This is a genomic window from Aquabacterium sp. NJ1 (genome assembly GCF_000768065.1).
Classification (GTDB): Bacteria; Pseudomonadota; Gammaproteobacteria; order Burkholderiales; family Burkholderiaceae_C; genus Aquabacterium.
Genome location: NZ_JRKM01000001.1, coordinates 2963260 through 2982791 on the forward strand (window position 1 = coordinate 2963260; position 19532 = coordinate 2982791).

General features: G+C 62.9%; 24 protein-coding genes. 21 read left to right on the forward strand and 3 right to left on the reverse strand.

The window, feature by feature from the left end; genetic code table 11:
• Positions 1-121 precede the first annotated feature (121 nt).
• From rpsL to JY96_RS12745, 16 genes are all read left to right on the forward strand, one after another.
• Positions 122-499 carry a 30S ribosomal protein S12 gene (gene rpsL, locus JY96_RS12665; RefSeq protein ID WP_035037914.1) on the forward strand — a complete coding sequence of 126 codons (378 nt, stop codon included), beginning with the start codon at positions 122-124 and terminating at the stop codon, positions 497-499.
• 202 nt (positions 500-701) lie between these two features.
• Positions 702-1172, forward strand: a complete 471-nt coding sequence (rpsG, locus tag JY96_RS12675; RefSeq protein ID WP_035037918.1) for a 30S ribosomal protein S7 — start codon at positions 702-704, stop codon at positions 1170-1172.
• Positions 1173-1268: 96 nt separating this feature from the next.
• On the forward strand, positions 1269-3374 hold the full coding sequence (gene fusA / locus JY96_RS12680) for an elongation factor G (RefSeq protein ID WP_035037920.1): 2106 nt from the start codon (positions 1269-1271) through the stop codon (positions 3372-3374).
• A gap of 242 nt (positions 3375-3616) precedes the next feature.
• Positions 3617-4807 (forward strand): elongation factor Tu, encoded by a 1191-nt coding sequence (gene tuf / locus JY96_RS12685; protein ID WP_035037879.1) that lies wholly within the window; start codon positions 3617-3619, stop codon positions 4805-4807.
• A gap of 78 nt (positions 4808-4885) precedes the next feature.
• Positions 4886-5197, forward strand: coding sequence for a 30S ribosomal protein S10 (gene rpsJ, locus JY96_RS12690; RefSeq protein ID WP_035037922.1), 312 nt, complete (start codon positions 4886-4888; stop codon positions 5195-5197).
• A gap of 312 nt (positions 5198-5509) precedes the next feature.
• Positions 5510-6184, forward strand: a complete 675-nt coding sequence (rplC, locus tag JY96_RS12695; RefSeq protein ID WP_035037924.1) for a 50S ribosomal protein L3 — start codon at positions 5510-5512, stop codon at positions 6182-6184.
• On the forward strand, positions 6184-6807 hold the full coding sequence (gene rplD / locus JY96_RS12700; protein ID WP_035037926.1) for a 50S ribosomal protein L4: 624 nt from the start codon (positions 6184-6186) through the stop codon (positions 6805-6807). Before rplC ends, rplD begins: the two co-directional genes overlap by 1 nt.
• Entirely contained in the window at positions 6804-7118 is a 315-nt protein-coding gene (gene rplW / locus JY96_RS12705; RefSeq protein WP_035037928.1) for a 50S ribosomal protein L23, read from the forward strand. The genes rplD and rplW overlap by 4 nt, the downstream gene beginning before the upstream one ends.
• A 2-nt stretch (positions 7119-7120) precedes the next feature.
• Positions 7121-7945, forward strand: a complete 825-nt coding sequence (gene rplB, locus JY96_RS12710; protein WP_035037930.1) for a 50S ribosomal protein L2 — start codon at positions 7121-7123, stop codon at positions 7943-7945.
• 13 nt (positions 7946-7958) lie between these two features.
• Entirely contained in the window at positions 7959-8234 is a 276-nt protein-coding gene (gene rpsS / locus JY96_RS12715; RefSeq protein ID WP_035037932.1) for a 30S ribosomal protein S19, read from the forward strand.
• A gap of 12 nt (positions 8235-8246) precedes the next feature.
• The gene (gene rplV, locus JY96_RS12720) at positions 8247-8576 is read left to right on the forward strand and encodes a 50S ribosomal protein L22 (protein ID WP_035037934.1); all 330 of its coding nucleotides are present in this window, start codon (positions 8247-8249) and stop codon (positions 8574-8576) included.
• Between the two features lie 13 nt (positions 8577-8589).
• Positions 8590-9450, forward strand: a complete 861-nt coding sequence (gene rpsC, locus JY96_RS12725) for a 30S ribosomal protein S3 (protein ID WP_035037935.1) — start codon at positions 8590-8592, stop codon at positions 9448-9450.
• A 2-nt stretch (positions 9451-9452) separates the two neighbouring features.
• Positions 9453-9869 (forward strand): 50S ribosomal protein L16, encoded by a 417-nt coding sequence (rplP, locus tag JY96_RS12730; RefSeq protein ID WP_035037937.1) that lies wholly within the window; start codon positions 9453-9455, stop codon positions 9867-9869.
• A 22-nt stretch (positions 9870-9891) separates the two neighbouring features.
• Positions 9892-10092: a 50S ribosomal protein L29 gene (gene rpmC, locus JY96_RS12735; protein WP_035037939.1), complete on the forward strand. Its 201-nt coding sequence runs from the start codon at positions 9892-9894 to the stop codon at positions 10090-10092.
• Complete coding sequence (gene rpsQ, locus JY96_RS12740) at positions 10089-10358, forward strand: 30S ribosomal protein S17 (protein WP_035037942.1); 270 nt, start codon at positions 10089-10091, stop codon at positions 10356-10358. The genes rpmC and rpsQ overlap by 4 nt, the downstream gene beginning before the upstream one ends.
• Positions 10359-10499: 141 nt before the next feature.
• Positions 10500-11015 carry a peroxiredoxin gene (locus JY96_RS12745; RefSeq protein ID WP_035037944.1) on the forward strand — a complete coding sequence of 172 codons (516 nt, stop codon included), beginning with the start codon at positions 10500-10502 and terminating at the stop codon, positions 11013-11015.
• Positions 11016-11118: 103 nt separating this feature from the next.
• On the opposite strand, the gene JY96_RS12750 is transcribed toward JY96_RS12745, so the two are convergent.
• Entirely contained in the window at positions 11119-11619 is a 501-nt protein-coding gene (locus tag JY96_RS12750) for a DUF962 domain-containing protein (RefSeq protein WP_035037946.1), read from the reverse strand.
• A gap of 343 nt (positions 11620-11962) precedes the next feature.
• On the opposite strand from JY96_RS12750, the gene JY96_RS12755 reads away from it, so the two are divergent.
• The 3 genes from JY96_RS12755 to JY96_RS12765 all read left to right on the forward strand — a co-directional run bounded on the left by JY96_RS12755 (position 11963) and on the right by JY96_RS12765 (position 15668).
• Complete coding sequence (locus JY96_RS12755) at positions 11963-13081, forward strand: 3-deoxy-7-phosphoheptulonate synthase (RefSeq protein WP_035037948.1); 1119 nt, start codon at positions 11963-11965, stop codon at positions 13079-13081.
• Positions 13082-13182: 101 nt separating this feature from the next.
• Complete coding sequence (locus tag JY96_RS12760) at positions 13183-13854, forward strand: response regulator transcription factor (protein WP_052162471.1); 672 nt, start codon at positions 13183-13185, stop codon at positions 13852-13854.
• On the forward strand, positions 13851-15668 hold the full coding sequence (locus JY96_RS12765) for a hybrid sensor histidine kinase/response regulator (RefSeq protein WP_035037950.1): 1818 nt from the start codon (positions 13851-13853) through the stop codon (positions 15666-15668). Before JY96_RS12760 ends, JY96_RS12765 begins: the two co-directional genes overlap by 4 nt.
• Here JY96_RS12765 and JY96_RS12770 read toward each other — a convergent pair.
• A complete protein-coding gene (locus JY96_RS12770) occupies positions 15619-16797 on the reverse strand; it encodes an MFS transporter (protein WP_035037952.1) in 1179 nt (392 codons plus the stop codon). The genes JY96_RS12765 and JY96_RS12770 overlap by 50 nt on opposite strands.
• Positions 16785-17747, reverse strand: a complete 963-nt coding sequence (gene corA, locus JY96_RS12775) for a magnesium/cobalt transporter CorA (protein ID WP_035037955.1) — start codon at positions 17745-17747, stop codon at positions 16785-16787. Before corA ends, JY96_RS12770 begins: the two co-directional genes overlap by 13 nt.
• A 384-nt stretch (positions 17748-18131) precedes the next feature.
• On the opposite strand from corA, the gene JY96_RS12780 reads away from it, so the two are divergent.
• Entirely contained in the window at positions 18132-19067 is a 936-nt protein-coding gene (locus tag JY96_RS12780; RefSeq protein WP_052162945.1) for a LysR family transcriptional regulator, read from the forward strand.
• A gap of 14 nt (positions 19068-19081) precedes the next feature.
• Positions 19082-19492 (forward strand): hypothetical protein, encoded by a 411-nt coding sequence (locus tag JY96_RS12785; RefSeq protein ID WP_200883504.1) that lies wholly within the window; start codon positions 19082-19084, stop codon positions 19490-19492.
• The last annotated feature ends 40 nt before the right edge of the window (positions 19493-19532 follow it).

Below are 19532 nucleotides of genomic sequence, written 5' to 3' on the forward strand. Positions count from 1 at the left end.
GAAATGTGGCGAAAAGACATGGCGCGGGCCGATTTGTGCTTGTCGCAAGCGTGGTCGGTTGTTCGTTCAAACACCACCAAGTGCTTGATTTTCAAGTGTTTTTTCAACGGGAACCAACTCAATGCCAACGATCAATCAGCTCGTGCGCCAAGGCCGTCAGGTCGAGGTCACGAAATCCAAGTCGCCTGCGATGCAGAACTGCCCGCAGCGCCGTGGTGTGTGCACCCGCGTGTACACCACCACGCCCAAGAAGCCTAACTCCGCTCTGCGTAAGGTCGCCAAGGTGCGCCTGACCAACGGTTTCGAGGTGATCTCCTACATCGGCGGTGAAGGCCACAACCTGCAGGAACACAGCGTCGTGCTGGTTCGCGGCGGTCGTGTGAAGGACTTGCCTGGTGTGCGTTACCACATCGTGCGCGGCTCGCTTGACCTGCAAGGCGTCAAGGACCGTAAGCAGTCCCGCTCCAAGTACGGCGCCAAGCGCCCGAAGAAGGCCTAATCAGCCTGCTAGAGAATTTGTCGGTCCATCTTCATCGGCGCGTCACCAAGTGGGCGCAAGCTGTTGTCGAGAAGGCCGAGGTGGCGGTTGTGTCCGGGTTGTCCGGCATGAACCGAGTAAGTGGAGTGTTCAGCCTCATTTTTGATGGCGCTCCAGATGCAGGCGAAAGTCAGCATCAACTGAAGCATTGAAAGGAAACGAAATGCCTCGTCGTCGCGAAGTACCCAAGCGTGAAATCCTCCCAGATCCCAAGTTCGGATCTGTGGACCTCTCCAAGTTCATGAACGTGATCATGGAATCCGGCAAGAAGGCCGTTGCAGAGCGCATCATTTACGGTGCTCTGGAACAGGTCGAAAAGAAGGCCGGCAAGGATCCGCTGGAAATCTTTAACGTCGCTTTGAACAACATCAAGCCCGTGGTGGAAGTGAAATCCCGCCGCGTGGGTGGTGCGAACTACCAGGTTCCCGTTGAAGTTCGCCCTGCTCGTCGTATGGCCCTGGCCATGCGTTGGTTGAAAGAATCGTCGCGCAAGCGTTCCGAGAAGTCGATGGCCCAACGTCTGGCCAACGAACTGCTGGAAGCCGCTGAAGGCCGCGGCGGCGCGATGAAGAAGCGTGACGAAGTCCACCGTATGGCTGAGGCCAACAAGGCCTTCTCGCACTTCCGCTTCTAATCCACCACCTGCGGCTTCGGCCGCAAAAAAGCGCCCGGTCCGTGATTCTGTGTTCGACAGACACGGCCGGCGCTTTGTCAAATCTGGAGTGACACCATGTCCCGCAAGACCCCGATTGAGCGTTACCGCAACATTGGTATCTCGGCTCACATCGACGCCGGCAAGACCACCACGACCGAACGCATCCTGTACTACACCGGCGTGAACCACAAGATCGGTGAAGTGCACGAAGGCGCTGCCACCATGGACTGGATGGAGCAGGAACAAGAGCGCGGCATCACGATCACGTCGGCTGCCACGACCTGCTTCTGGAAGGGCATGGACCTGTCCTACCCCGAGCACCGCTTCAACATCATCGACACCCCGGGCCACGTGGACTTCACCATCGAGGTGGAGCGTTCCATGCGCGTGCTCGACGGCGCCTGCATGGTGTACTGCGCCGTGGGCGGCGTGCAGCCTCAGTCTGAAACCGTGTGGCGTCAGGCTAACAAGTACAAGGTGCCCCGCCTGGCCTTCGTCAACAAGATGGACCGTACCGGTGCCAACTTCTTCAAGGTCTACGACCAGATGAAGCTGCGCCTGAAGGCCAACCCCGTGCCCGTGGTGATCCCCATCGGCGCCGAAGAAAACTTCGTGGGCGTGGTCGACCTGCTCAAGATGAAGGCCATCATCTGGGACGAAGCCTCGCAAGGCATGAAGTTCGACTACCAGGACATCCCTGCGAACCTGGTGGAAGACGCCAAGAAGTGGCGCGAGAACATGATCGAAACGGCGGCCGAAGCCACCGAAGATCTGATGAACAAGTACCTCGAAGAGGGCGACCTCTCCGAAGAAGACATCAAGCTGGCCCTGCGCACTCGCACCATCAACTGCGAGATCCAGCCCATGCTGTGCGGCACCGCGTTCAAGAACAAGGGCGTGCAACGCATGCTGGACGCCGTGATCGACTACCTGCCTTCGCCCGTGGACATCCCTCCCGTGGCCGGCACGGACGACAACGAGCAGCCCACCACGCGCCGTGCTGACGACAACGAGAAGTTCGCCGCCCTGGCCTTCAAGCTGATGACCGACCCGTACGTCGGTCAGCTGACCTTCGTGCGCGTCTACTCCGGCGTGCTGAAGTCGGGCGACTCCGTCTTCAACCCGATCAAGGGCAAGAAGGAACGTATCGGCCGTATTCTGCAGATGCACGCCAACCAGCGTGAAGAAATCTCCGAAATTCTGGCTGGCGACATCGCCGCTTGCGTGGGCCTGAAGGAAGTCACCACGGGTGAGACCCTGTGTGATCCGGACGCCATCGTGACGCTGGAAAAGATGGTCTTCCCTGAGCCCGTGATCTCGCAGGCTGTCGAGCCCAAGACCAAGGCTGACCAGGAAAAGATGGGTATCGCCCTGAGCCGTCTGGCCAAGGAAGACCCGTCCTTCCGTTTGCGCACCGACGAAGAATCGGGCCAGACCATCATCTCCGGCATGGGCGAGCTCCACCTGGAAATCATCGTCGACCGCATGAAGCGCGAATTCGGCGTGGAAGCCAACGTGGGCAAGCCTCAAGTGGCTTACCGCGAAACCATCCGCAAGACCGTCACCGAAGTCGAAGGCAAGTTCGTTCGCCAGTCGGGCGGTAAGGGCCAGTACGGTCACGTCGTGCTGACCGTCGAGCCGTTGGAACCCGGCGGCAAGGGCTTCGAGTTCGTCGACGAAATCAAGGGTGGTGTGGTTCCTCGTGAATACATCCCCGCGGTGGAAAAGGGCATCATCGACACGCTGCCTGCCGGCGTGCTGGCTGGTTACCCCGTCGTCGACGTGCGCGTGCGCCTGACCTTCGGTTCGTACCACGACGTGGACTCCAACGAAAACGCCTTCAAGATGGCTGCTTCGATGGGCTTCAAGGAAGGTATGCGCAAGGCCAGCCCCGTGATCCTCGAGCCGATGATGGCCGTGGAAGTGGAAACGCCGGAAGACTACGCCGGTACCGTGATGGGTGACCTGTCGTCTCGTCGCGGCATGGTGCAGGGCATGGACGACATGGTCGGCGGTGGCAAGGTCATCAAGGCCGAAGTGCCGCTGTCGGAAATGTTCGGCTACTCGACCTCGCTGCGTTCCGCCACGCAAGGTCGCGCCACGTACACGATGGAGTTCAAGCAGTACGCTGAAGCTCCGAAGAACGTGGCCGACGCCATCATCAGCGCTCGCTCCAAGTAAAGTCCACCCCCTACGCGCTTCGCGCGCCCCCTCAAGGGGGCGCGCGGCGTAAAGGGTGTGCTTTGTGCTCCGTCGATTGATGGTGCCGGGTTCGGGTGGTAACATCCGGCCCCTCCCTTTGTTGGGACCAATTTCAAGCCGGTCTTCGGCGCCTCCTTTGTGGGGTTGGCTTGCTGCCCATGGCAAGCCTGTGCTGGAGACCTAAAACACGCATGGGCAACTGTTCTTTGTTGGAGAAACAAATGGCAAAAGGTAAATTCGAACGGACCAAGCCGCACGTGAACGTGGGCACCATCGGTCACGTTGACCACGGCAAGACCACGCTGACGGCTGCTATCGCTACCGTTCTGTCGAAGAAGTTTGGCGGCGAAGCCAAGGCTTACGACCAGATCGACGCTGCTCCTGAAGAAAAGGCCCGCGGCATCACCATCAACACCGCTCACGTCGAGTACGAAACGGCCAACCGCCACTACGCTCACGTGGACTGCCCTGGCCACGCCGACTATGTGAAGAACATGATCACCGGCGCTGCCCAGATGGACGGCGCGATCCTGGTGTGCTCGGCCGCTGACGGCCCGATGCCCCAGACCCGTGAACACATCCTGCTGTCCCGCCAGGTGGGCGTGCCTTACATCATCGTCTTCCTGAACAAGGCTGACATGGTGGACGACGCCGAACTGCTGGAACTGGTGGAAATGGAAGTGCGCGAGCTGCTGTCCAAGTACGACTTCCCCGGCGACGACACCCCCATCATCAAGGGTTCGGCCAAGCTGGCTCTGGAAGGCGACACCGGCGAGCTGGGCGAACAAGCCATCATGAAGCTGGCCGAAGCCCTGGACACCTACATCCCCACGCCTGAGCGCGCCATCGACGGCACGTTCCTGATGCCTGTGGAAGACGTGTTCTCGATCTCCGGTCGCGGCACCGTGGTGACCGGCCGTATCGAGCGCGGCATCATCAAGGTCGGCGAAGAAATCGAAATCGTCGGTATCAAGGCCACCCAGAAGACCACCTGCACGGGCGTGGAAATGTTCCGCAAGCTGCTGGACCAGGGTCAAGCTGGCGACAACGTCGGTATCCTGCTGCGCGGCACCAAGCGTGAAGACGTGGAACGCGGCCAAGTGCTGTGCAAGCCCGGCTCCATCAAGCCCCACACGCACTTCACCGGCGAAATCTACGTGCTGTCCAAGGACGAAGGCGGCCGTCACACCCCGTTCTTCAACAACTACCGCCCTCAGTTCTACTTCCGTACGACTGACGTGACCGGTTCCATCGAGCTGCCCGCCGACAAGGAAATGGTCATGCCTGGTGACAACGTGTCGATCACCGTCAAGCTGATCGCCCCGATCGCCATGGAAGAAGGCCTGCGCTTCGCCATCCGCGAAGGTGGTCGTACCGTTGGCGCCGGCGTGGTTGCCAAGATTCTCGACTGATTTGCATGACACCTGCCCGTCTCTGGCCTTCGGGTCTTGACGGGCGTCTCATCGCTCTTTAATTAAAGGAAGTGTGTCATGGCACAACAGAAGATCCGCATCCGCCTGAAGGCGTTTGACTACAAGCTGATCGACCAGTCGTCGGCTGAAATCGTGGAAACCGCCAAGCGTACCGGCGCCATCGTCAAGGGCCCTGTGCCCCTGCCGACCCGCCTGCAACGTTTCGACATCCTGCGTTCGCCGCACGTCAACAAGACGTCGCGCGACCAGTTCGAAATCCGCACCCACCAGCGTCTGATGGACATCGTGGACCCGACCGATAAGACGGTTGACGCCCTGATGAAGCTCGACCTGCCGGCTGGCGTGGACGTCGAAATCAAGCTGCAGTGATGTGATGCGTTCCTGGTGAACGCATGGCAGAACTGAGAAACCGCCTCAGGGCTTCGGCTCTCGGGCGGTTTTTTCATGCCCGGGGCCTGCGTGCGGCTTGCGCAATGTTCGGTGCATTGTTATACTCGCAGGCTTTCCCGTAATGGGTGGATTGCGCGTTGCCTAAATTTTAAGCAGCAAACAACCATTCGAGCAGGAATTCGAAGGCGCTTGCCATGTCCGTACGAGTGACAGGCGCCGAAAGAGTCGGCCCGGCCAATCGATGTCGGGCTTGTGTAAAAGGCTCCCAATTGTGGAGCTGGAGAAAAAACCATGAGTCTTAGCAATCGCCTCGGATTGCTGGGCCGCAAGGTGGGCATGATGCGCATCTACACAGACGACGGCGACGCCGTGCCTGTGACTGTGCTCGACGTGTCCAACAACCGCGTGTCCCAGGTCAAAACCGTTGAGACTGACGGCTACACCGCTGTGCAAGTGGTGTTCGGCTCGCGCAAAGCATCGCGCGTGACCAAGCCTGAAGCTGGCCATATGGCCAAAGCTGGTGTGGAAGCTGGTGAAATCACCCGCGAATTCCGCGTCGCTCCTGAAGTCGCCGCCGATCTGAAGGCCGGTGCCACCATTGCCCCCGCCACCCTGTTCCAGGCTGGCCAGCTGGTTGACGTGCAAGGCACCTCGATCGGTAAGGGCTACGCCGGCACCATCAAGCGCCACAACTTCGGTTCGCAACGTGCCTCGCACGGTAACTCGCGTTCGCACAACGTTCCTGGCTCCATCTCGATGGCGCAGGATCCTGGCCGCGTGTTCCCTGGCAAGCGCATGACGGGCCACATGGGCGATGAAACCGTGACCACGCAAAACCTCGACGTCGTGCGCGTTGACGAAGCTCGTCAACTGCTGCTGGTCAAGGGTGCCGTGCCTGGCGCCAAGGGTGGCTTTGTCACCGTGCGTCCTGCCGTCAAGGTCAAGATCAAGAAAGGGGCCAACTGATGGCACAGCTGGAACTCCTGAATGAACAGGGTCAGGCTGCCTCCAAGGTTGAGGCTTCTGACACCGTGTTCGGCCGTGAGTACAACGAAGCCCTGATCCATCAGGTCGTCGTCGCTTACCAGGCCAATGCCCGTCAAGGTACCCGCGCCCAGAAGGACCGCGAGACCGTCAAGCACACCACCAAGAAGCCCTGGCGCCAAAAGGGCACCGGTCGCGCTCGTGCTGGTATGTCGTCCTCGCCCCTGTGGCGTGGCGGTGGTCGGATCTTCCCGAACAGCCCTGACGAAAACTTCACCCACAAGGTCAACAAGAAGATGTACCGCGCCGGTATGGCCGCCATCTTCTCGCAGCTGGCCCGCGAAGGCCGCCTGGCCGTGGTGGATTCGATCACGGTCGAAGCCCCCAAGACCAAGTTGCTGGCTGCCAAGCTGAAGGCCATGAACCTGGACCACGTCCTGGTCATCGCTGACACCGTGGACGAGAACCTGTTCCTGGCCGCTCGCAACCTGCCCAACGTGCTGGTGGTTGAGCCCCGTTACGCCGATCCCCTGTCCCTGGTCCATTACAAGAAGGTTCTGGTCACCAAGGGCGCGATCGACAAGCTGCAGGAGATGTTCGCATGAGCACTCTGAAATTCGATGAAAGCCGCCTGCTGAAGGTGCTGGTCGCTCCGATCATTTCGGAAAAGGCCACCGCTGCTGCTGAAGAGCGCGGCCAAGTGCTGTTCAAGGTGATGCGCGACGCCACCAAGCCCGAGATCAAGGCCGCTGTTGAGCTGCTGTTCAAGGTCGAAGTGAAGTCGGTGCAAGTCCTGAACCAGAAGGGCAAGACCAAGCGTTTCGGTGGCCGTACCGGCCGTCGTGACCACGCCAAGAAGGCCTTCGTGGCCCTCAAGGAAGGTCAAGAGCTGAACTTCTCCGGGGAGGCTGCGTAATCATGGCCGTCGTTAAAGTCAAACCAACCTCGCCTGGCCGCCGTGGCGTGGTCAAGGTGGTGCACAAGCACCTGCACAAGGGCAAGCCGGAAGCCTCGCTGCTGGAACCCCAGAAGCAGAACTCGGGCCGTAACAACAACGGTCACATCACGGTTCGCCACAAGGGCGGTGGTCACAAGCACCACTACCGCGTGGTCGATTTCATCCGTAACAAGGATGGCATCCCCGCGAAGGTCGAGCGCATCGAGTACGACCCCAACCGCACGGCTCACATCGCTCTGGTGTGTTATGCCGACGGTGAGCGTCGCTACATCATCGCTCCCCGTGGCCTGGAAGCTGGCGCTACCGTGATCAGCGGCTCTGAAGCCCCGATCAAGGCTGGCAACACGCTGCCTATCCGCAACATCCCCGTGGGTTCGACCATCCACAACATCGAACTGAAGCCTGGCAAGGGCGGTCAGATCGCTCGTTCGGCTGGTACGTCCGCTGTGCTGATGGCCCGCGAAGGCACCTACGCTCAGGTTCGCCTGCGCTCCGGTGAAGTTCGCAAGGTGCACATCGAATGCCGCGCCACCCTGGGTGAAGTGAGCAACGAAGAGCACAGCCTGCGTCAATACGGTAAGGCCGGTGCCATCCGCTGGAAGGGTATCCGCCCGACCGTTCGTGGCGTCGCCATGAACCCGGTGGACCACCCGCACGGTGGTGGCGAAGGCCGTACTGGCGAAGGTCAAGTCCCTGTGTCCCCATGGAACACACTGACGAAGGGCTATCGCACCCGCAACAACAAGCGCACGCAGACCTTCATTGTGTCGCGTCGCAAGAAGTAAGAGGTAGGCTGATATGGCTCGTTCTCTTAAAAAGGGTCCTTTCATTGACCACCACTTGGCCGCCAAGGTCGAGAAGGCTGTGGCAACCAAGGACAAAAAGCCCATCAAGACCTGGTCGCGTCGTTCGACCATCCTGCCTGAGTTCATCGGCCTGACGATTGCTGTGCACAACGGTAAGCAGCACGTGCCCGTGTACATCCAGGATCAGATGGTTGGCCACAAGCTCGGCGAGTTCGCCCTGACCCGTACGTTCAAGGGTCACCCAGGCGACAAGAAAGCCAAGAAATAAGGAGCAGCGACGATGGAAACGAAAGCAATCGTTCGCGGTGTTCGCCTGTCTTGCGACAAGGGTCGTCTGGTTGCAGACATGATCCGTGGCAAGAAGGTTGACCAAGCCCTGAACATCCTGGAATTCACCCAGAAGAAGGCCGCTGGCATCATCAAGAAGGCTCTGGAGTCGGCAATCGCCAACGCCGAGCACAACGACGGTGCTGACATCGATGAACTGAAGGTCAAGACCATCTATGTGGAGCAAGGCACCACGTTGAAGCGTTTCACCGCCCGCGCAAAGGGCCGTGGCAATCGCATCAGCAAGCCGACCTGCCACATCTATGTGACCGTGGGCAACTAAGCAGAGGCTGACTATGGGACAGAAAATCCACCCAACCGGCTTCCGCCTGGCCGTCACCCGCAATTGGGCATCGCGTTGGTACGCTACCAACCGTCAATTTGCCTCGATGCTGGCTGAAGACCTGGAAGTCCGTGAATTCCTGAAGAAGAAGCTCAAGAACGCGGCCGTGTCGCGCATCTTGATCGAGCGTCCCGCCAAGAGCGCACGCATCACCATTTTCTCGGCTCGTCCGGGCGTGGTGATCGGCAAGAAGGGCGAAGACATCGAAAACCTGAAGCTCGAACTGGCCAAGCGTCTGAATTGCCCGGTCTCGGTGAACATCGAAGAAGTGCGCAAGCCTGAAGTCGATGCTCAACTGATCGCCGATTCGATCACGCAGCAGCTGGAAAAGCGCATCATGTTCCGCCGCGCCATGAAGCGCGCGATGCAGAACGCCATGCGTCTGGGCGCCCAGGGCATCAAGATCATGTCGTCGGGTCGCCTCAACGGCATCGAAATCGCTCGTACCGAGTGGTACCGTGAAGGCCGCGTGCCTCTCCACACCCTGCGTGCGGACATCGACTACGGCACCTCCGAAGCTCACACCACCTACGGTGTGATCGGCGTGAAGGTGTGGGTCTACCGCGGTGACCGTCTGGCCAATGGCGAAGCCCCTGTGCTCAAGGGCGACGACAGCCAGGATGACCGTCGCAACCGCCGTGGCCCTCGTAACGACCGTCCCGGTGGCGATCGCCGCCCTGGTGGTCGTGGCCCTGGTCGTGGTGCCCCTCGTGCCGATGGCGCTCCGTCTGATGGCAGCGACAAGCCTGCTGTCGCCGCTGACGCCAAGCGCGTTCGCAAGGCAGCTCCTGCTGCCGAGGCGAAAGGAGAATAAACATGTTGCAACCTAATCGTCGCAAGTTCCGCAAGGAGCACAAGGGCCGTAACACGGGTGTCGCCACCCGCGGTGCCGATGTGTCCTTTGGTGATTTCGGCCTGAAGGCGACCGAACGTGGCCGTATCACGGCTCGTCAGATCGAAGCCGCACGTCGTGCGATTTCGCGTCACATCAAGCGTGGCGGTCGTATCTTCATCCGCATCTTCCCGGACAAGCCCATTTCGAACAAGCCTGCCGAAGTCCGTATGGGCAACGGTAAGGGTAACGTCGAGTACTACGTGGCTGAAATTCAGCCCGGCAAGGTGCTCTACGAAATCCAGGGCGTGCCCGAAGAACTCGCTCGCGAGGCGTTCACGCTGGCCGCTGCCAAGCTGCCACTGAGCACCACGTTCGTTGGCCGCCAGTTCGGCATCTAATTCAAGGCGTAAGGAGAAAGTTATGGCGAAAGCCTCTGAACTGCGCGCCAAGGATGTGGCCGCACTGGAAACCGAAATCAAGGACTTGCTGAAGTCGCACTTCAACCTGCGTATGCAGCGTGCCACCCAGCAGCTCAATGACCACTCGGCTCTGAAGAAGACTCGTCGCGACATCGCTCGCGCCAAGACGATTCTGACCGAGAAGAAAGGAGCCGCCCAATGACGGAAGCTCAAACCAAAGTGACCCGTACCCTGGTGGGTAAGGTTGTCAGCGACGCTCGCGCCAAGACCGTGACCGTGCTGGTCGAGCGTCGTGTCAAGCACGAGCTCTACGGCAAGATCGTGGCCAAGTCGAGCAAGTACCACGCTCACGATGAGAACAATGAGTTCCACATCGGCGACGTGGTCGAGATCACCGAAAGCCGCCCGCTGTCCAAGACCAAGAACTGGGTTGTGTCCCGTCTGGTCGAGAAGGCTCAAGGCGTCTGATCTGTCCTTGCTGACACCCTAGGCAACTCACATTGCCACAAAGCCACCGGGGCGTAATCCTCGGTGGTGCAAGCAAAACCGGCTTGCCAGTCATACTGGCGGCCGGTTTTTTCATTGCTGATTTGATTTCAGGAGACGAACATGATCAAGGTTGGTGACAAGCTGCCCGCAGGCACGCTGTTCGAGTTCATCGAGGTGGAAGGCGAAGGCTGTAGCCTGGGTCCCAATGCCTTTGACATTGGCAAGGCCACAGCGGGCAAGACCATCGCGCTGTTCGGGTTGCCGGGTGCGTTCACCCCCACCTGCTCGGCCCAGCATGCGCCAGGCTACATCGCTCAGGCCGAGGCCTTCAAGGCGGTCGGTGTGGACGAGATCTGGTGCGTGTCGGTGAACGATGCCTTCGTGATGGGCGCCTGGGGCCGTGAGCTGAAGGCTGCCGGCAAGGTCCGCATGATGGCCGATGGCAGTGCCGACTTCGCCAAGGCGACCGGCCTGACGCTGGACCTGACGGCCAAGGGCCTGGGCCTGCGTTCAGGGCGCTACAGCATGCTGGTCAAGGACGGCGTGGTGGCCGCCTTGAACGTGGAAGAGGGCGGCGGCTACAAGGTGAGCGATGCCGAGACGCTGCTGACTCAGGCGCGCAAGCTGCAGGCCTGATCAGGCCTTGAAGCGCGCGGCGAGCGCCAATGAAGAAGGGCGATGCACATGCGGCATCGCCCTTTTGTATTGGGGGTGGGTGAGGTGGCGAGCGAGTGAGACTTCAGCGGGGCGCACCGGCTCGCGCATTAACCTCTGCTTCGACATCCTTGCGCAGGCCCATCAGGAAGCCGGCTTCGGCGGCGATGAACAGGGGGCCGATCAGCAGGCCGATGAGGTCATCGACGAAGGCAGGTTTGCGGCCCTCGAAGTAATGGCCCACGAACTGGATGACCCAGCCCAGGAAGAACAGGCACACACCCATGCCCAGCCAGGCGCCTGTTGACCAGGCTGCCATGGATTGCGCGCCGGCCAGGCAGGCCCAGAGGTAGGCGCCCAGGACGACGCCATAGCGCACGTCGAGCCTGAGGTAGTAGAGCGTGACCAGGGCCGAGATCACGGCGCCAGGTGTGAGCCACGGCAGATCGGCGGACAAGGCGGGGCGTGACAGCAGGATGCACATGGAGGCCACGATCATCGGGATGCCGATGAAGTGGGTGACGATGTTGCGCCGGTCGCGGTGGTAGGTCGCGTACTGGGTGAGTTGGTCCGTGAGGGTCTTCATGTCAACGCGGGGGTGTCTGAACTGAGCAGCATGCTAGCGAGCTGCGGCCGGCCAAGGTGTCACATACCGGACGATTGACGACGATTGGCCTGCGATTGCGTGTAAACGAGACTATCGGGCTGATCAATCCAGATCAAGCCATGGCTCAGGCAACCGTGCTACATTAGCAATCATGAATCGCGCTCGCTTTTACTTTTGGTACTTTTACTTCTCGCCCGTTACCGGCGCAGGAGTGGCCAACGCATAAGCGAACCACACCATATCCTGAAAACCGCCGGTCTAGCCCCGGCGGTTTTTTTTCGACTCCGACTTTCGTCCGCCCATCGCATCAAGAGGAAGCCCCATGAACGCCAAATCCAGTGCCGCAGAAGGCTGGGTACCCCCCGCCGACAAGACGTCGCAGACCGACGATCAACGCATCAAGAACGTCACGCCGCTGCCGCCGCCCGAGCACTTGATCCGCTTCTTCCCGATCCGTGGCACGCCGGTCGAGGCGCTGGTGGCGCACACCCGCAAGGCCATTGGCAAGATCGTGCACGGCAAGGACGACCGCATGCTGGTCGTCATCGGCCCTTGCTCGATCCATGACCCGGCTGCCGCCGTCGAATACGCGAGCAAGCTGCGTGTGCTGCGCGAACAGTACGCCGACACGCTGGAAGTGGTCATGCGCGTGTACTTCGAGAAACCGCGCACGACCGTGGGCTGGAAGGGGCTGATCAACGACCCGTACATGGACGAGAGCTTCAAGATCGACGAAGGCCTGCGCATGGCCCGTCATCTGCTGCTGGAGATCAACCGCCTGGGCGTGCCGGCCGCCAGCGAGTTCCTGGACGTGGTCTCGCCGCAGTACATCGGTGACCTGATCAGTTGGGGCGCCATTGGTGCGCGCACCACCGAGAGCCAGGTCCACCGCGAGCTGGCCTCGGGCTTGAGCGCCCCGATTGGTTTCAAGAACGGCACGGACGGCAACATCAAGATCGCCACCGACGCCATCCAGGCTGCGGCACGCCCGCACCACTTCCTGTCGGTTCACAAGAACGGCCAGGTGGCGATTGTCGAGACGGCCGGCAACCCCGATTGCCACGTGATCCTGCGTGGTGGCAAGGCCCCGAACTACGACGCGGACAGCGTGGCAGCGGCCTGCAAGGACCTGGAAGCGGCCAAGCTGCATCCTTCGCTGATGGTGGACTTCTCGCACGCCAACAGCTCCAAGCAGCACGAGCGCCAGGTGGTGGTGGCCAAGGACATCGCTGCGCAGGTGTCGGGCGGTTCGCACAAGGTGTTCGGCGTGATGGTGGAAAGCCACCTGTGCGCCGGTGCCCAGAAGTTCACGCCGGGCAAGGATGACCCGTCGAAGCTGGTCTATGGCCAGAGCATCACCGATGCCTGTATCGGTTGGGATGATTCTGCGGAAGTGCTGCAGATCCTGTCGGATGCCGTGAAGGCGCGTCGCGCGCGCTGAGATATCACCCTTAAGAGGGGAATAGGGGCCGATCCTGAGTGATCGGCCTTTTTTATGCGCGCCGAAGCGCGATACTGCAGGAGCCTGTCTGTCTTGAATCCATGAGTGCGCCGCATCCCCATTTCCTGCTGGTTGATGACCATGCCCTGTTTCGCACGGGCCTGGGCTTGATGCTGTCGGAGCACTGGCCACAAGGGCGGGTGACGCAGGCCGTCAACCTGGCGCAGGCGCTGGAGAGCCTCGGGCGCGAGACGCCGGATCTGGTCTTGCTGGATGTGCACCTGCCTGATGGCCATGGCCTGGCAGACCTGCCAGCTTTGCGGGCGAAGGCGCCGGCATGCCCGGTGCTGATGATGTCGGCCGATGTCAGTGGGCAGCAGATCCTGCAGGCGCGGGCGGCCGGGGTCACGGGCTTTTTGCCCAAGGTGGCGTCGGCGGCCGAGGTGCTTGCCGCGGTGCACTCGGCCCTGGCTGGGCAGCCCAGTTATGCCGCGGTGCCGTATGCGGTGCTGACCCAGGCCAGTGCGCCGCAGGCCCTGGTGGCGCCGCCGGTGATGCAGGTGGCCGAGGCCGAACCGCATCTGTCGCAGCGCCAGTTGCTGATCCTGGGCTATCTGGGGCGCGGCACGCCTAATAAAGCCATCGCCCGCCAGATGGGCATGAACGAAAACGAGGTGCGTGCCGAGGTGTCGTGGCTGACGGAGTGGCTGGGTGCCAGCAGCCGTGAGCAGGCGCATGCCGAGGCGGTGGCCCGAGGCTTGTTGCAGCCATGAGCGTGAGGGCGCTCCTGACGCGGGCGTGGCGTTTTGACAGCCCGCGCGTGCTGTCCGCGCAGATGACGCTGCTGGACCGCAACCTGCCTTATGCCTTTGTGATCTCGGCGCTGGTGGCCTTGTTGACGGCATGGATCGGCAGCCGCACGGTGCATGTGGCCGGGACCTGGGCATGGGCTGGCGCCACAATGGCGATGACCTTGTTGTGCCTGTCGGTGCGGCATGCGCTGCCGCGGCCCAGCGATGTCGCGCGCGTGGCGGTGTATGCCCATGTGGTGCGCCTGATGGCTGTCATCCTTGGGCTGTGCTGGGGCGCGATGGGCGTGTTGTGGCTGGACAAGGCCAACCCCATGTCGATCGCCATCGTGCTGGGCATCTCGGCGGGCATGAACTCTGGGGGGTTGGCGGTGTTCGCGCCGTCGTGGCCGGTGGCCATCGGCTACTGGGTGGCCAGCATCGTGCCCGTGATGACCGTGTTGCTGCGCTCCAGCGATGAGTTCAGTTTCATGATGGGGTTGGCCGTGGCGCTCTACCTGCTGGCCATGACGGTGTTCTCTTACTTCGCGGCACAGGGCGCCTTGAAGGCCATTGAGCTGGGCTTTGAAAACGAGGGCCTGGTCAGGCGTTTGCGTGACCAGACGCAGCGCGCGCTGGAGGCGCGGCAGGTGGCCGAGGTGGCGCTGGCCGAGGCCGAGGAGGCCAACCGGGCCAAGACGGTGTTCCTGGCTTCAGCCAGCCACGACCTGCGCCAGCCGCTGCATGCCATGGGCCTGTTCCTCAACGCCCTGGCGCGAGCCGGCCTCAATGAACGCCAGCAGCAATTGCTGCAGCAGGCGCAGGCCTCGGCGTCGGCCACGGGCGAGATGCTCAACACCTTGATGGATTTTTCCAAGGTGGATGCGGGCGTGGTCAAGCCGCAGATGCAGCCTTTCGCCTTGCAGCCGATGTTCCGCAAGCTGGAGCGCGAGATGGCGCCACTGGCCGAGGAAAAAGGCCTGGCGTTTCGCATGCGGGACACCTCGGTGATCCTGCACGCGGACCCGGCGCTGGTGGAGATGATCCTGCGCAACCTGGTGCTCAATGCCATCCGCTACACTGAGCGGGGCGCCTTGTTGCTGGCTTGCCGGCGTCGCGGTGCGCGGGCCTGGCTGGAAGTCTGGGACACCGGCGTGGGCATCCCGGCGGATCAGCACGAAGCGATCTTTCGGGAGTTCCACCAGTTGGGCAACCCGGAGCGGGACCGCCGCAAGGGCCTGGGGCTGGGGCTGGCCATCGTGCAGGGCCTGGCCCGGGCGATGAGCGTGGACATCAGCCTTCAGTCCAGGCCCGGGCGAGGCTCGGTGTTTCGCCTGGCGCTGCCGGTGAGCAAGTCGCCCTGGCACCCTGCTGACGTGGTGGCCACAGACGAGCCCGATCTCAGCGGCTTGCGGGTGCTGTTGATCGATGACGATGAGACCGTGCGTGCGGCCATGTGCGATCTGCTGGCCACCTGGGGCTGCTGGTGCGAGCCGGCGGCCTCGGATGCGGAGGCGCTGCGCATCCTGGATCGCTTCGAGCCTGACGTGGTCCTGGCCGATTACCGGCTGCGCAGCCACCGTACGGGCTTGCAGGCGGTGCAGGCCGTGCGTGAGCGCATGGGGCGCATGGTGCCGTCTGCCATCATCACCGGGGACACGGCGCCTGAGCGCCTGCGTGAGGCGCACGCCAGCGGGCTGCCTTTGTTGCACAAGCCTGTGCCGGCCGATTGCCTGCAGTCGATGCTGTTCAGCTTGTGGCGCGAGGCGGCGCCTCCGGCGTCTTCCGCGTTTGCATGAGCAGCAGGCTGAGCGCCAGTACCGCCAGCCAGCTGCCCTGGCCACCCACGCCGAAGTGGTCAAACACCCAGCCGCTGACCAGCGGGCCCAAGGCGCCACCAGCGGTGTAACCCGCGATCATGGCCGAGGTACCCGCCAGGGCCGAGGTGTCGGCGAAATCGTGGGCCACGCGGATCATGCTGAGCGTGTAGAGCGCGCCGCCTATGCCGCCCCAGGCTGCGGCACACACCCAGATCAGCGTGGGCCAGGTCGAGGCCTGAACGAAGGCGAGTGCGCTCAGCACCAGCGCCCCAGCCCCCAGCGCAAACAGGCGCCGTGCGGGCAGGTGGTCGGCCAGCCAGCCCGTGGGGTACTGGAAGACGAAGCTGCCCATGCCCAGCGCGCCCGCGATGGACGTGGCAGCGGCCAGGTTCATGCCGATCTGCGAGCCGTAAGCCGTGGTGATGGAGCCCAGGCCAACCTCGAAGACCCCACCGACCACGGCGGCCCAGGCCAGGCCAGGCCGAAAGCGCCAGGCGCTCAGCAGGCTCATGGGCTCGTGGTCGTCGTGCATGGCCTTGAGCTGGGTGACGGCGGGCGTCAGCGTGATCAGCAGGCCCAGGGCCAGGCCACCTGCGGCGATGGCATTGGCCTCGATGGGGCCGATGCGCAGCAGGCCGGGCAGCATGGGGCCCAGCGCCATGCCCGCGCCCAGCAGGGCCTGGTAAAGGCCGGTGAGGCGGCCGCGGTGGCTGGGCGGCACGTTGTGCGCGATCAGGGCTTCGGTGGCGTTCCAGGCCGCGGCGGCGCCCATGCCGGCCATCAGGCCCAGGCCGCACCAGATGCGGTAGTCATCGGTGAGCAGGTAGCCCAGGCAGGAGATGAGCTCCAGCAGCAGGCCGGCGCGGTAGGCCTGGCCCACGCCCACGCGGGCAAACAGCTGCGGCACCAGCGGCACGAGCGCGGCCACGCTGATGAAGGGCAGCATGGCGAACAGGCCGATGGCGGTGCTGCTGGCACCGGCGGTCTGCAGGCGCACGGCCAGCACGGGGTTGAGCAGGCTGTAGCTCAGCACCACCAGGGTGGTGCCCAGCATCACGCGCAGCAGGCCAGGGGGCAGCTTGGGGGCGGCGGAGGTCAGGTCAGCCATCCTCGCTTGTAGAAGTACCACATGGGCACCAGCGCGCTGGCCACCATCAGGGCCACGGTATAGGGGTAGCTCCACTCACCCAGCCACAGCAGCTCGGGGAAGCGCAGGTTCATGCCGTACACGCTGGCCACCAGGGTGGGTGGCAGCAGGGCCACCGAGGCCACCGAGAAGATCTTGATGATCTTGTTCTGGTTGATGTTGATGAAACCGACGGTGGCGTCCATCAGGAAGTTGATCTTGTCGAACAGGAAGGCCGTGTGGCTGTCCAGCGAGTCGATGTCGCGCAGGATCTGGCGGGCCTCTTCGAACTGGTCGGCGTTGAGCATGCGGGCGCGCATCATGAAGCTCACGGCGCGGCGCGTGTCCATCACGTTGCGGCGGATGCGGCCGTTCAAGTCTTCCTGGCGGGCGATGGCGGCCAGGGCCTCGGCGGCCGCGGCGTCGTTCACCGCGTTCTGCAGCACCTTCTTGCTGACCTTTTCGAGGTCGTCGTAGATGCCTTCGAGCGTGTCGGCGGAGTACTCGGCATCGGCGTCATACAGCTTGAGCAGCACGTCCTTGGCGTCTTCGATCAGGGCCGGGATGCGGCGCGCGCGCATGCGCAGCAGGCGGAACACCGGCAGGTCTTCCTTGTGGACGGAGAACAGCACGTTCTCATGCAGGATGAAGGCCACGCGGACGTTGCGCGGGGCTTCGTCGTCGTCGATCAGGAAGTCGGAGCGGATGTGCACGGCGCCGTCTTCTTCGTAGAAGCGGGCGGATTCTTCCAGGTCGTCGTCGATGATGTCGGCGGGGATGACCAGGCCGAACTTGACGGCGATCCAGCCTTTTTCTTCAGGGGTGGGGGCTTCCAGGTCGACCCAGACCGGACGAGCGGGCGTGAGCTCGTCGAGGCTGTCGATTTCTTCCTGAAACAGCCGGCCATTGGCCAGCGTGAACACGTTGAGCATGCGGTCTCCAGCACGTGGGCCCCGGGCTCAGGCCAGCGGGTGAACGTACAGGTTGAGGGACGGGGTGAATGGTGTGGCCGCCCCCTCCCGCTTGGCCGGCCGCCCGGATGTTGCATGGGCTGGCTGGGCCTCACCTGGCTTGCGTGCCCCTTGACTGCAGGGCCGGGTCCAGGTGGCTGGAGTGGGCGGTCACCGAGGGTGACTGTCCAAGGTGATCGCTCCAAAGTCGCCGCATGGCGGCAAGGCTTGCATTATCGCCTGCTCTGGCCGGGCGAGCAGGGCTTGTTGCACCAAGATTGCACCAAAAAGTCGGCATGAATGTCTTGATGCGTGGCCTGATGAACGCGCGCTGGCGAGCGGCCGGCCGGGGTGTATGGTGGCGGCATGGTCTTGCCTGCATCCCGACTCGATCTCAACCTGTTTCGCGTGATGGACGCCGTGTACGAGCACGGCGGGATATCGGGCGCGGCGCGCCACTTGCACCTGAGCCAGCCGGCGGTCAGCCACGCCCTGACCCGCTTGCGGCGTGCCTGGGGTGACCCGCTGTTTGTGCGCCAGGGCAACCGCATGGTGCCCACCGAGCTGACGCGGCGGGTGATCGGCGAGGTACAGGCGCACCTGCGCGGCTTGCAGACCTTGATGGGACAGGCCGATACCTTCGACCCCGCGACGCTGGACATGACCTTGCGCCTGGGCATGCGCGACGTGCTGGAGGCCATCACCCTGCCGCCGCTGATGGCGCGCCTGGCCGAGGTGGCGCCCCGCGCGAAGCTGGCCAGCGTGCGGGTCGCGCACGATGCGCTGGAGCAGGTGCTGACGCAAGGCGAGGTTGATCTGGTGATCGACCGGCAGCGGCGTGTCGGTGGGCACATCAAAGGGGTACACCTGGCCGACGAGACGCTGGCGGTGATCATGCGACAGGGGCATCCTCTGGCCAGGCGCAAGCTGGATCTGGCCGCGTACTTGAAGCAGCAGCATGTGATGGTGACGCTGCAGCCTGAGCAGCCGGACCCGCTGCAGGCGGTCTGGGCGGCGATGGGGCAGGGGCAGCGCGACGTGATCCTGCGTTGCCAGCATTACTTTGCGGCTGCGAATGTGGTCGCACACAGCGATACTTTGCTGACCTTGCCGCGCACCTATGCGCTGGAGCTGACGCGGGCCTTGCCCCTGTTGGTGTGCGAACTGCCGGTGGCGGTGCCACCATTGGGGATCTGGATGTACTGGCACGCCGACCGGGAGGCGGACCCGGTGCATGCCTGGCTGCGCGAGAGCCTGCAGCAGGGCGTGTACGCGTCCATGGGCTTGTTGCAGCCACGTTGAGGAGGCTTCCCGACATGAACACCCGCATGAGCCGTTTCGGGCGTAGCGACGATGGACGGCGCCTGGCCGTGCTGGCCGAGGCGCTGTACCTCACGAACCTGCTGGTGCTGCCCGGTCTGGCCTTTGTCGCCCTGTTGTGGCTGTGGCTGCAACACAAGGACGGCGCACCGCCGCTGGCGCGTCAGCACCTGAAGCAGGCAGTGTGGGCCAGCGTTGTCAGCGGGGTCCTGATCGTCTGCCTGTCGGTGGGTCTGGTGGCCCTGGGCGACTGGCATCAGCCGCTGACCTGGGTGGTGGTCATCACCTACTTCGTGTGCGTGCACGGCATGCTGGTGCTGCTGGGCATGTTCGCGCTGGCCAAGGCCATGGCGGGCCTGCCGTGGCGCTACCCGGTGATCGGGCCCCGCCAGGCCGAAGGCGTGTGACGCGTGGCCCACAAGTCATGCAGGATGTGCATGACTTGCG

What these genes read in the sequence shown, in the direction of transcription:
- rpsL (WP_035037914.1), top strand. Translation starts at nt 122, where the DNA reads ATGCCAACGATCAATCAGCTCGTGCGCCAAGGCCGTCAGGTCGAGGTC.
- rpsG (WP_035037918.1), top strand. Translation starts at nt 702, where the DNA reads ATGCCTCGTCGTCGCGAAGTACCCAAGCGTGAAATCCTCCCAGATCCC.
- fusA (WP_035037920.1), top strand. Translation starts at nt 1,269, where the DNA reads ATGTCCCGCAAGACCCCGATTGAGCGTTACCGCAACATTGGTATCTCG.
- tuf (WP_035037879.1), top strand. Translation starts at nt 3,617, where the DNA reads ATGGCAAAAGGTAAATTCGAACGGACCAAGCCGCACGTGAACGTGGGC.
- rpsJ (WP_035037922.1), top strand. Translation starts at nt 4,886, where the DNA reads ATGGCACAACAGAAGATCCGCATCCGCCTGAAGGCGTTTGACTACAAG.
- rplC (WP_035037924.1), top strand. Translation starts at nt 5,510, where the DNA reads ATGAGTCTTAGCAATCGCCTCGGATTGCTGGGCCGCAAGGTGGGCATG.
- rplD (WP_035037926.1), top strand. Translation starts at nt 6,184, where the DNA reads ATGGCACAGCTGGAACTCCTGAATGAACAGGGTCAGGCTGCCTCCAAG.
- rplW (WP_035037928.1), top strand. Translation starts at nt 6,804, where the DNA reads ATGAGCACTCTGAAATTCGATGAAAGCCGCCTGCTGAAGGTGCTGGTC.
- rplB (WP_035037930.1), top strand. Translation starts at nt 7,121, where the DNA reads ATGGCCGTCGTTAAAGTCAAACCAACCTCGCCTGGCCGCCGTGGCGTG.
- rpsS (WP_035037932.1), top strand. Translation starts at nt 7,959, where the DNA reads ATGGCTCGTTCTCTTAAAAAGGGTCCTTTCATTGACCACCACTTGGCC.
- rplV (WP_035037934.1), top strand. Translation starts at nt 8,247, where the DNA reads ATGGAAACGAAAGCAATCGTTCGCGGTGTTCGCCTGTCTTGCGACAAG.
- rpsC (WP_035037935.1), top strand. Translation starts at nt 8,590, where the DNA reads ATGGGACAGAAAATCCACCCAACCGGCTTCCGCCTGGCCGTCACCCGC.
- rplP (WP_035037937.1), top strand. Translation starts at nt 9,453, where the DNA reads ATGTTGCAACCTAATCGTCGCAAGTTCCGCAAGGAGCACAAGGGCCGT.
- rpmC (WP_035037939.1), top strand. Translation starts at nt 9,892, where the DNA reads ATGGCGAAAGCCTCTGAACTGCGCGCCAAGGATGTGGCCGCACTGGAA.
- rpsQ (WP_035037942.1), top strand. Translation starts at nt 10,089, where the DNA reads ATGACGGAAGCTCAAACCAAAGTGACCCGTACCCTGGTGGGTAAGGTT.
- JY96_RS12745 (WP_035037944.1), top strand. Translation starts at nt 10,500, where the DNA reads ATGATCAAGGTTGGTGACAAGCTGCCCGCAGGCACGCTGTTCGAGTTC.
- JY96_RS12750 (WP_035037946.1), bottom strand. Translation starts at nt 11,619, where the DNA reads ATGAAGACCCTCACGGACCAACTCACCCAGTACGCGACCTACCACCGC.
- JY96_RS12755 (WP_035037948.1), top strand. Translation starts at nt 11,963, where the DNA reads ATGAACGCCAAATCCAGTGCCGCAGAAGGCTGGGTACCCCCCGCCGAC.
- JY96_RS12760 (WP_052162471.1), top strand. Translation starts at nt 13,183, where the DNA reads ATGAGTGCGCCGCATCCCCATTTCCTGCTGGTTGATGACCATGCCCTG.
- JY96_RS12765 (WP_035037950.1), top strand. Translation starts at nt 13,851, where the DNA reads ATGAGCGTGAGGGCGCTCCTGACGCGGGCGTGGCGTTTTGACAGCCCG.
- JY96_RS12770 (WP_035037952.1), bottom strand. Translation starts at nt 16,797, where the DNA reads ATGGCTGACCTGACCTCCGCCGCCCCCAAGCTGCCCCCTGGCCTGCTG.
- corA (WP_035037955.1), bottom strand. Translation starts at nt 17,747, where the DNA reads ATGCTCAACGTGTTCACGCTGGCCAATGGCCGGCTGTTTCAGGAAGAA.
- JY96_RS12780 (WP_052162945.1), top strand. Translation starts at nt 18,132, where the DNA reads ATGGTCTTGCCTGCATCCCGACTCGATCTCAACCTGTTTCGCGTGATG.
- JY96_RS12785 (WP_200883504.1), top strand. Translation starts at nt 19,082, where the DNA reads ATGAACACCCGCATGAGCCGTTTCGGGCGTAGCGACGATGGACGGCGC.